12 protein-coding genes are annotated in these 10,761 nt (G+C 43.8%); 8 read left to right on the top strand and 4 right to left on the bottom strand.

What is annotated here, in order from left to right:
* On the top strand, window positions 1-441 hold a 441-nt coding region (locus DKW60_RS23320), incomplete at its 5' end, for a glycine cleavage T C-terminal barrel domain-containing protein (RefSeq protein WP_146203566.1).
* Between the two features lie 25 nt (window positions 442-466).
* On the opposite strand, the gene DKW60_RS23315 is transcribed toward DKW60_RS23320, so the two are convergent.
* Window positions 467-931 (bottom strand): hypothetical protein, encoded by a 465-nt coding sequence (locus tag DKW60_RS23315; RefSeq protein WP_109840040.1) that lies wholly within the window; start codon window positions 929-931, stop codon window positions 467-469.
* Between the two features lie 409 nt (window positions 932-1,340).
* On the opposite strand from DKW60_RS23315, the gene DKW60_RS23310 reads away from it, so the two are divergent.
* Genes DKW60_RS23310 through DKW60_RS23285 form a run of 6 tightly spaced genes read left to right on the top strand, consistent with a single transcriptional unit; the run spans window position 1,341 to window position 6,112 of the window.
* The gene (locus DKW60_RS23310) at window positions 1,341-2,342 is read left to right on the top strand and encodes a GTP-binding protein (protein WP_109840039.1); all 1,002 of its coding nucleotides are present in this window, start codon (window positions 1,341-1,343) and stop codon (window positions 2,340-2,342) included.
* 27 nt (window positions 2,343-2,369) lie between these two features.
* Window positions 2,370-3,005 carry a DUF8082 domain-containing protein gene (locus tag DKW60_RS23305; RefSeq protein ID WP_109840038.1) on the top strand — a complete coding sequence of 212 codons (636 nt, stop codon included), beginning with the start codon at window positions 2,370-2,372 and terminating at the stop codon, window positions 3,003-3,005.
* Between the two features lie 31 nt (window positions 3,006-3,036).
* The gene (locus DKW60_RS23300) at window positions 3,037-4,224 is read left to right on the top strand and encodes a cache domain-containing protein (protein ID WP_109840037.1); all 1,188 of its coding nucleotides are present in this window, start codon (window positions 3,037-3,039) and stop codon (window positions 4,222-4,224) included.
* A gap of 3 nt (window positions 4,225-4,227) precedes the next feature.
* Window positions 4,228-4,635, top strand: a complete 408-nt coding sequence (locus DKW60_RS23295; RefSeq protein WP_109840036.1) for a hypothetical protein — start codon at window positions 4,228-4,230, stop codon at window positions 4,633-4,635.
* Between the two features lie 35 nt (window positions 4,636-4,670).
* Window positions 4,671-5,318, top strand: a complete 648-nt coding sequence (locus DKW60_RS23290) for a rhodanese-like domain-containing protein (RefSeq protein ID WP_109840035.1) — start codon at window positions 4,671-4,673, stop codon at window positions 5,316-5,318.
* A 20-nt stretch (window positions 5,319-5,338) separates the two neighbouring features.
* The gene (locus tag DKW60_RS23285) at window positions 5,339-6,112 is read left to right on the top strand and encodes a LysM peptidoglycan-binding domain-containing protein (protein WP_109840034.1); all 774 of its coding nucleotides are present in this window, start codon (window positions 5,339-5,341) and stop codon (window positions 6,110-6,112) included.
* A gap of 45 nt (window positions 6,113-6,157) precedes the next feature.
* Here the strand turns inward: DKW60_RS23285 and DKW60_RS23550 are convergent, their stop codons facing one another.
* Entirely contained in the window at window positions 6,158-6,493 is a 336-nt protein-coding gene (locus DKW60_RS23550; protein WP_146203565.1) for a hypothetical protein, read from the bottom strand.
* 433 nt (window positions 6,494-6,926) lie between these two features.
* Between DKW60_RS23550 and DKW60_RS23280 the strand changes: the two genes are divergently transcribed.
* Entirely contained in the window at window positions 6,927-8,318 is a 1,392-nt protein-coding gene (locus tag DKW60_RS23280) for a S1C family serine protease (protein WP_181389868.1), read from the top strand.
* Window positions 8,319-8,321: 3 nt separating this feature from the next.
* Here the strand turns inward: DKW60_RS23280 and DKW60_RS23275 are convergent, their stop codons facing one another.
* Together DKW60_RS23275 and DKW60_RS23270 are read right to left on the bottom strand one after the other, a co-directional pair.
* The gene (locus DKW60_RS23275; RefSeq protein WP_109840032.1) at window positions 8,322-9,128 is read right to left on the bottom strand and encodes a M15 family metallopeptidase; all 807 of its coding nucleotides are present in this window, start codon (window positions 9,126-9,128) and stop codon (window positions 8,322-8,324) included.
* Window positions 9,129-9,218: 90 nt separating this feature from the next.
* Window positions 9,219-10,577 (bottom strand): MFS transporter, encoded by a 1,359-nt coding sequence (locus DKW60_RS23270; RefSeq protein ID WP_109840031.1) that lies wholly within the window; start codon window positions 10,575-10,577, stop codon window positions 9,219-9,221.
* Window positions 10,578-10,761: the final 184 nt, after the last annotated feature.

Below are 10,761 nucleotides of genomic sequence, written 5' to 3'. Positions count from 1 at the left end.
TTTTTGTCGTGTACAGAGATGCGCGCGATGATGAGTTTGCGACTGGAGAAAGGATTTGGTTCCTGGTTGCGTGAATTCAGTCCTGATTATACACCTCTCGAGACGGGTCTTGACCGCTTTGTTAACTATGACAAAGACGCAGCGTTCATCGGCAAAGCCGCTGCTATAAATGAAAAAGCACAGGGAGTCAGCAGACGCCTTGCAACGTTTATTGTTGATGCTGAAGATACTGACGCAAATGCAGACGAACCCATTTGGAAAGATGATCAATTACTAGGGTTCGTGACATCCGGAGGTTATGCTCACTGGACACAAAAGTCAGTGGCGATTGGGTTTATTCCACCTGATATGCATATTGATGGCGCACAGCTTGAGATTGAAATTTTAGGCGAAAAGCGGCCGGCAACCTTGATCACCGAACCGCTACTGACTCAGGTTTAGGGTTGATTTCTCACAACCAACTTAGTCATCTAAAAACAGTCGGTATTTGTTGCGTTATTTTTTCGAGTTGAGGTGGGAATCTTATATTACCCTTTTTCTGGAAAGTATAAGTTCCACCTAAGTTTTCAATAGAAATTGTTTCGGGGGCAACTGCAGCGCTCCGTTGTGACCCTATGAATCCGGAATTTACTACTTTGGATCGAGTCTGAAGCTTTGTATAATTTATATCTTCAAATTGGGTTACTAGCCAGTTGAAGTCATTAGGTGAAACCTTTCGAACGTTGCTGCTGATGAGTCTCCCATTAAGATCGCGCTCACTGTATCTGAGGGTTAAATCATCATTTACAAAATGCCAAGTCCTCATATTTTGATCTGTATTTAAATTGTATGTAATTTCAGAAACTTCATCAGGGTTTGGAGTTGCTATATTTCCTGTTCGCGCGCAGCCCACGGCAAATAGAGTCAGCATGATTATCAATATCTTATACATTGTAGGTCCTTGTATGTGTTTATTATTCCATATTCATAGTTCAAGGTTTTAAATGAGTCAAAACACCCATAGATGTTAGGTCAACAAAACCTCCCCAATGGTTCAATATTAGTAAAGTTGCCGAACGTCAAATAAGCGATTAAACTGAAGATATCGATGTTTACGCTCGAACCGGAATACAGGGTTCTCTGCATGCTGCGCTTTGCTTCTTCCCCGGGAACTAAGGCATACCCAATTCAGCTTGCTTGAACTTTCTATTACTAACTCCCTGCGTTTGGGATGAACCGGCAAGCCATACATCAGTGTCACACCGTTTATCAGTATCTAATATTGTAGTTATACGCCCTGGTGCTATATCTAGTGATGGAACGGTCACAGCATGGTTGGTTAAGATAAGGAATATCGCCCCTTGCAGTATAAGCTCATTATTACAGGACCTGTAGGGTCTGGAAAAACAACAGCGATTAACTCCCTCACTGATCAGCAATCGGTGAAAACGGACATGCCTGTCTCAGACGCTGTCACGCTGGCACGTAAAAGTACCACAACCGTGGCCATGGATTACGGCACGCTGACGATCAATGATGAAGCTAAATCTACCGTCCATGTGTACGGCACTCCGGGGCAGGAACGATTCGATTTCATGTGGGAAATTCTCACGGAAGGGGCCGATGCATTAATTATCCTACTCGATAATAACCGTAATTATCCATTCCGTGACCTGAAGTTCTTTTCCGAACAATTCGCCGATTTTATCGCTGAAAAAGGCCGTCTCATTATCGGCATCACGCGTTTAGATATACGCGAACCGCTACTTCCGGAAGTCTATGAGGACTGGATGGAGCAATTAGAACTTGATGCTGAGGTCATTAATATTGACCCGCGCCTGAAACAAGATGTATTAAATTTAGTGCATAAAGTGCTTGAGCTAAAACCACTGGAGTCTGCTGAGGACATTCAGGACGACCACATTAACAAGCACCCACCACTCTCAGACGTATCTGGCACTTCTTTGAATACCCAGGCAGCCACTCTGGCAACAAATAACCTGACACCAAAGGCACGCACTGCTGAAGATCACCTTGAGGTTAACCAACGCTCAATGGCTGCAATTAATGGCTTATCCGGTGTGACCGGGGTATCAATCACCAATGAACTAGGTGAATTAATCGACACCACGATTGATGATGAATCCCTCAATCAGTTTATTGCCTACCTCTCCGGACTCACTCCGAACTTAATTGATGCCGCTGAACTCGGACCAATACACCGCATTATGGTAAGGGGACCAGAGGATGACAATCTTACCGTTTTTGTCGAACAAGACCGTTCGCTCGGTGTCTGTTCAGAGAGATCTGTGTCAATTCCGGTACTCAGTCAGCAGGTAGAGGATATGCTGCAATGGCTTTAATTTTGTATCTAAAGGGTGTTAGCTAATATGCAAGACATTGTGCAAACACTGTGCGCGCTTGCGGGGGTAAGACACGCTGGTATCTATAAAAACAGTGAGCTGATCAGTAGCAATTTCCCGGAGACAAATACCGCAGCAATGACGAATAGCAGCCATGTTGTTTCACAAATCTTTTCGGCGTTAGAGTCTGTAAATAAAAGTCACAATGAGTTGTATTTTGGAATAGAGAGTGGCTACTTAGCAGCGTTTAAACTTCAGGAAGGCCATGTTGCATTACTGCTGACGGATAAAAAAATTAATGTTCCTATGATCAGCATGGCAATCAAAGCAGCATCACAAACCATTAAACAACAAGCTAAGGAAGCACGTGAGGAGCAAGATCGATTAATAGCATTGTCTGAACCATCTACAGTTATCGAATCTGATCAGGACACCGTACCTGTAGAGGAGTCCCTGCGGCCAATATTTGATCGATACACGCGTTTATTAGCGACTTATCTCGGACCCGCTGCGAGTGTCATCGTTGATGATGCGATTGATGAATGGAAAAAAACTTATCAGCAAACCCCAAATAACCTGCCCTATCTGGTAGCGATACTAGGAGAAGAACTGGAGACAGAAAAGGAACGGCAGCAGTTCTCTGCCAAAGCCGCCATCGTATAACCGCTGGCCATGTAAAGGATTACGTGCACTCATGAGAAAAATTAGAAACAAACTGATGCTCACCATGATGGTGCTCACTTTGCTTCCCGCTGTGCTGATCGGTGCTTACAGTATCTATACAACGTCAGAAGCGCTGCGAGAAAATGCTCTGATTGAACAGCGCAACCAACTAACACAGATTCAAAATGCCGTTGAACATCACGTGTCTGGTGTTGAAAAAGATTTGTTGTTTTTACGGGACTCCAGCGCGTTGCAGTTGTATTTGTCAGCTAAGCGCGTCTCAAAATCACGCAGTCGATTACTGCTGGAAAACCTCAGTAATTCGGCCGTGTTATTTATTCAACAGCAGCAAACTTACGCTTCGCTTCGTTTATTGGACAAGCGTGGTAAGGAGTTGTTACGAGTTGAGAACGTGGATGGTCAGGCAAGCAACCTTAGTGACAAAAAACAACTTCGGGATCTGAAAGAGCGCGACTTTTTCAAACAAGCAGTCGCACTTAAACGTGGACAAATCTATATATCTCCCATCGAGTTACGTCGGGATGAAGACTCCATTATTACACCTCATCAACCGACGCTACGTTATGCAACACCGGTGACGGATAAAGGCGGCTCTGTGCAAGCGGTATTGGTGTTAAACCTTGATGGTAAACAGTTAATCGAACAGGTGACTACACGAAGTGATGAGACTTGGAACATATTGTTCACTGACCCGAATGGCTACTTCTTCTACCACGCGGACAAGGAGAAGCGCTGGGGAGGCCCAAAAGACCTAGCCACTAGCCACAATGCGTTTGAGGATCAGCACTTATCACTTGCATCACTCAAAGGATCTGAGGAGGCAACATCGCTTGAAAATGATCAACAACTCACCTTATCTCAACCAATTTCTTTAGGTGAGGGACGTCCTTCCTTAGGGTATTTGTTTAGTACTGCACCCAAAAAAGTATTGTTCAAGCCAGAGCATGACTATTTCACCGTCACACTCATTATCGCAGCCATCAGCCTTTTATTAAGTTTGGTTTTTGCGCTGATTCAATCGAACTCATTATCTGAACCATTGGTATCTCTGACAAAACAGGTAGAGCATTTTAGCCGAGGCGATCTGGATACCCCAATCCAAACCTCTGAAAAAAATGAAATTGGTGAGCTGTCTCACGCCATCGAGCTACTCAGAAAATCAATGAACATTCTCATGAAACGCACAAGGAAGCTGTGATCAATGAAAGGAATCATTCTATTTTTTATGCTGATATTTACGCTTGTGGGGGCTGGTGTGTTTTTCTATGAAACACAAGTTGCTGCTCCACGAGCTGGCGCCATACTAAAAAAACAACTCGCAAATCCTAAAAACAATACAGAGACTCCTAAAGTTGTCAAAACCAACCCACAACCCAAAGCGACTCAGTCTGAAATTCTGACTGCTCTAAATGACCAAGCCACCGACTTTAGAGTAAATACTACACGTATTATTGATTTGAACAGTCCTTATGAATCAGAGGGTGTTGATTTAAAGGAACAGGAGACACTCATAAAGGACTTAGATGAGTCCGTGAAACAGACTATTCAGAGATCTATTCGTCTGGATATCCAGAAAGCCGTAGCCTCTGAAATTTCCAGACAACGCTAGCCACTCATACCCCGAATAAAGTGAGAAACACAGCAATGCCACTCAAAACACACATTATCATTGGATTTACGCTACTTTTGTTAGCCATAAGCTTAATCACGACTGCCTCCGCAGAAAATGCTGTAAAAATCACACCGACGCTAGAGTTTGTTGATGTGCAGCATGACGGTGAAACGATTCGTATTGAGCGCGAGCAAAATGTGGAGAACAGGCTTAGTAACAGCTTTTCGAAAACATCCAGGGCATGTCCGCCTTTCTGTATTCAACCAGCCAACTTGCTCGAGAGTGTGACAACCGTCGCGGAGCTTGAAGTACTTCGATTTTTAGACACACAAGTAAAGAACGGACAAGGTTTGCTCGTTGACTCCCGTATGCCGGAGTGGCATGAAAAAGGCACTATTCCCGGTTCAGTTAACATTCCATTCACTATTTTGAATAAAGGTTTGGATAGCAAGCATATTGTTAGAATTATCGAATTATTAGGTGCAACACAACAAAACGGCAAATGGGACTTTAGTAAAGTACGCGACCTAATGCTGTTTTGTAATGGGCCGTGGTGTGGTCAATCAACTCAGGCAATCAATAACCTGGCTAAGATTGGCTACCCCGAAGACAAACTGTTCTGGTATCGCGGTGGCATGCAAGCCTGGCAACAACTTGGCTTAACCGTTGTGATACCTTGATAAAATGAGGAATAATAAAAATGAAACGTTTATTACCGTGGCTACTATTATCTTGGCTGGCGCTCGCTCAAGCTGATGACACTGATACATCTACAACTAAGAGCTTGCTGGAACAAGTCAGCGAAGAAGCAGCTCAAACGTCTATTCTAAATACTGATACGAACAAGGCTAGCGAATCGCTTCCGACTAATACGGCAACAACGCAGGATAGTGCTGCTGACATGGATAAACTCACACAGTCCGTCGCACTGCGTTTGTCGGAACTGCTAGGCACTCAAAACAAAACAGATGCGGATAAACTGACCCTCAGTCTGGAGACTGTTGTGAGTGATGCACTCCATGATGGTAAACAAATGGATCAGATTCGTGATGCAGTCGCGCAAGCAATGTCAGAGATTACAGGGCAAACAGCAATACCCGAGAACGACAACCCTGCTGGAAATGATACAGCAAACACTCAGCAAGCTAGTCAATCAACAGCCACTGATCTACCAGTACCTAAATTAGTGGATTCTGACTTAGAAAATGCGGGCGGCAGTACCGCTTCAGCACAAGAGGCATCAACTGGCTCACAAGACACAGCAACAAGCACCACACCTGCCGCCACCACCGTTACTGTATTAGCAGGAGAATCTTTATTTCGGGTAGCTCAACGCGTTTACGGTGAGGAGAACGGAAGACGCTTTCTGGACTTATTTGCAGCAAACAGAGATATCATCAAAGACATCAATGTGGTTCATGAGGGACAAGTGCTTAAACTCCCTGAGGCAATAGCTGACCAAGCAGCGCAATAAAAACCCACTACCATGACACAACAGCAGTGGGCTTTTGCTTTAAGCTTAGTGATGCCTACGGTGATGTCGATGATGACCATGACCACTGACTACTTTTACCAATAACACATTGGGGGCAGGCTTCTTAGGGGCAGACCTGCCATAGTTGTGACTGTGGGCTTTAGCGCCACCGGGATGTGCGTGGTTAACCACTTTTGTATAGCGGTTTGCAGGGTGGTGATGTTGCACACTTGGTTTCGGTGCCGTATATGGTTTCTTCAAAACAACCTTATGAACACTAACATGGTGATTTGGTTTTACCTGATGACTACCACCATACATGTGACATCCGGATGCAAACGTGGCAACTAATGTGGTAACTACGAGCGTCTTTATATTCATAACTAATCATCCTTGATTATTTGAATCGTTATTCAATTATTATTTTTGCCCTCATTACTAATTACTCAGTAACTACCCGTATTGACATCGTTAAGCCATATTGGTGCCAACTTTAAGCCATAGAATAATTTAAACTTAAGACAAGCCCTATACTTGTATAATTCTTAATGATCTTTTTTTAGTCATAGTAGTATACTCATCAATAGGGCTTATAGTGACGCTTAAGTTGTTGAATTTCATAGCAGTAAAATAATTAGCTTTCATGAAATTAAACTCAAAAAATCATCAAATTCAAGGTGGCAACATGGTATTAATCGGTACAAAAAATATAATAATAAGGCTAATTTTCACAATCGTATTGTCGATTTGTTGGGGAACATCTACTGCTAAAACAACAAACAATCCCGACCTGAAACTCTCGGACTCAGTTGTGATGGTTTACGCTACCTCAAAGTCTGATAATCCTCGTGCTCCATGGAGTTCACACACTCTATCCGGCTCCGGCTCTGGTTTTATGCTGGAAGGTGGACGCATCATTACAAACGCTCATGTGGTTGAAAATCACACGTTTATCGAAATTCAACGCGATGGTGATTCCAAACGTTTTGAAGCAGTGGTTGAGGCTGTTGCACATGAAGTTGACTTAGCCATCTTAAAACTTAAGACACCTGATGAATTAAAGAATATTGAGCCATTAGTTTTAGGTGAACTACCTGATGTTCACCAGGAAGTAACCGTCTATGGATACCCGGTTGGTGGTCAGGCGTTGAGTATCACCAAAGGGATTATCTCGCGTATTGAGCACCAGATGTTCGTTCACAGTTACCTTACATTTCAGGCAATTCAGGTAGATGCTGCTATCAATCCCGGTAATAGCGGTGGCCCTGCACTAGTCAACGGCAAGGTTGTTGGTGTGGTCATGCAGTCGCGCAATGGCGAAGAAAACATTGGATATATGATTCCGGTCACTATTCTCAAGCGTTTCCTGAGCGACATGGCTGATGGCAAGTATGATGGTTTTCCAGAGCTGTCTGCTCACTTCCAATCATTGGTTAGCCCGGCGCTTCGCAAAGGCTACAACCTGACTGAAGAACAGTCCGGCGTACTGGTCAGTAAAGTTTGCTTCAACACTCCTACCTACGACCACCTTAAAAAAGGCGATATCATTACTCATATCGACGACCAAAAGATTGAGAACAACGGCATGGTATTAACCGGTGACCGACACCGTGTTGATTTTGAGCACTTCGTACAACTCCACCAAATGGGCGATAGCGTTAAGCTTGGTTTGGTACGGGATGGCGAGGCTATGGTTGTAAATATCCCACTCACCAAGTCGCTCAAATCAAGCTTTGTGTTTGATCAGGACCCTCGTTATATGATCTATGGTGGATTTGTCATGGTGGCCAATGAAGTGAGTGATGACTGTCTGACCGAAGAAGAGTTTGTCCAGCAAAAAGATGATATGCAAAAGGATGAAATCATCGTCAGTCAGGTATTGGCGTCTTCTGCGAACCGAGGCTTTCACGACAGAATTTATACGACTCTCCACAAGGTAAATGGTAAGTCGTTTAAAAGCTTCAAAGAATTCTATGAGTTGATCTCACAAAACAAATCACCGGTGTTATTACTCGAAAATGAGCACGGCTACCAAATCGCTATCGATCGCGAGCTGGCTGAGTCAGAGCATGAAGAGCTTCTGAAGAAATATCGTGTTCAAAAAGCTCATTCTGCTGAAGTTGATGAGTGGCGTAAGGCTTTAGAAAAAAAGCTGCACCTTACCAGTAAGGTTGAGAAGCCTGAGGCAACAAAAAACCCTCTGTAGCACTTAGCGACAGTATGGATTAATACCCAGCACATAGTTTTTTAAGATACCAATATGTGCTGCGGTATTTGATCCCCGAAAACCACCAAACTTTGCATCAAACAGGCGTATCTGTGCTTGTTCTGTGTAGTGCTTTGACAATGGGCGAAATGACCAGTGCCACTTTTCTTCGTTATACCCCGTCGGTCTTGCACCTCCTTTTTTTGTGTACGGCTGACAAAACCCATAGCGTGGGGCATTCTTCACCAACCAATCGTATACCTTCTTGCCTTTACCTGATTCGAAGTAACGATTATTAAAGGCATTCAGATCAATATCAGTACCCCAATGGTGTCGTGAACTACCCGGCATCGAACTATACTCTAAAATCTTTCTGGCTCGTGCAATCGGGTCTTTGATAGAGCGTTTTATGTTCTTAATACCACCAACTGAGCGCTTACCGTCCCACTTACCTTCCCAGATAGATTTTTGGTGATAGAAACTACGTGTCGCTGAGATAATCTTGAGACGGACACCACTATTCAGGGCGTCTTTATGCATAGCCTTGAAGGCATCATAGGGTAAGCTCTGTAAATACATACCACTGCGAGAGGCGTACTTCGTACTTATTCTGACGAAATTACCATTCTTACTCGCGCTGTATTTCCCCATAAGAAAGCTTTCGCTTAGTGTGGCGTCATGCTGAATACTCTCGTGAGTAGATGATAACTCCGTGGCACTATTCGTTGATACTAGCTCGGCACTCGCGGATAAGTTAATTCCTATAACCACTGAAATTATTAGTGGTATTTTGAAAACATCTTTAATCATGGCAATTCTTTTTTATGGTTATAATTTGATGAGTGTTGCAATGCTTGGATATATTTTTTCCAGAATAAGTTCAATCTTTCTAACAAGGATCTATCTTGTACGACTCTGCACTTTTGGCAGCAATATCAGTGAGATTACAAATAATGCGATGACTGGTGTTACCCCAATTCGTTGGCTAGCAAATAAACTCGTTACCAATGCTATCGCTATTGGCGCAATGAAACTTGTGGCTCGCCCGGATAGCGCATAAAGGCCAAACGCTTCACCCATTTTACCAGGCTCAGCTTGATCGACCATTAAGGTACGTGAAGAAGCTTGCAATGCCCCGCCCGCAGCACCAATTAATGCACCACAAAAATAAAATAAATAATCAGGAAGACTTGAGTGGTCTGATTGTTCGGCAACGCTAATCCATAGCACATGCATGCGATCGGTACTGACCGTTAATACACTCGCAAGTATCAGCAATAATATACATGCGCCAACTACAATTTTTGACCCAAACCTGGCATCCATACGCCCACCGAACCAAGCACCAATCGCACCGGTGACGTTCGCTAGTATTCCAAATATACCAATCTGTATGATTGACCATTGGAGTACACCTGCCGCATAGATTCCGCCGAATGCATATAAGCCATTCAATGCATCCCGGTAGAGCATGCTGGACAGCAGAAATGAAGCTAAACTCTTATTCTTAGGTAATCTTAGAATCGTCTGCCACAGCGATTGAAGGCTCTGTTTGATCGCCCCGACAACCTGAGCTTTAGGTGCTTGATCTGGAGTGAATAAAAACAAAGGAATAATAAACACTGCCATCCACAAAGCAGTCAATAAACCACTTGCGCGGTCGCCCTCATGAAGAGAGGCTTCTAACCCCAATATTGGCGTAAATCCAAGTAGTGTATTTCCAGTTTGGGTGTTGCCGACCATAAAGCCGAGCATTAAGATGAGGCAAATCAAACCTCCGACATAACCCAGCGCCCAACTACTTCCAGACAACTTACCTAATTCTGCTCTGGGTACCAGGTCAGGCATCATTGCGTTGTTAAATACCGCAGCAAACTCAAATCCGATTAAGGCCATCGCAAAGGCTAGCAAACCAAAGATTATGGTAGTTTCTGAAGCTCCCGGTGTCACAAACCACAGTAAGGATGAGCCGATTACTCCCATTAATGAAAAACCAAAAATCCACGGCTTTCTTGGACCTGATGCATCAGCTAGCGCGCCTAATACGGGTGATAGCACCGCAATAATCAAACCTGCAATACCTACAGCATACCCCCAGTATGATTGCCCCACGACATCATTGGGGGCTACCTGACTTGTGAAATAAGGAGCAAATACGAAAGTAATAATTAGAGTATGAAAAGGTTGAGCCGCCCAATCAAATAGCATCCAGCTCCAGATTCCTTTTTTTGTCACGGTACCTTGTGATGCTTCGATCATAATATCCCCACCCCAGAATTATTTTGTCATTTAGCAAACTTTACCATGAATCGATGCAATGAATTTCAATCCTACGCCATGCTCTGTCATCTATTCCGGGCATAAAAAAGCCCTGTCACAGACTAAACTGTAACAGGGCTTCCTATTAAATCCTGGCAATGACCTACTTTCACATGGGGAAGCC

The sequence above is a fragment of the Leucothrix pacifica genome, assembly GCF_003172875.1.
Classification (GTDB): Bacteria; Pseudomonadota; Gammaproteobacteria; order Thiotrichales; family Thiotrichaceae; genus Leucothrix; species Leucothrix pacifica.
The sequence above is the reverse complement of the archived record's forward strand: the minus strand, read 5'-3'. Positions and strand labels throughout refer to the sequence as shown.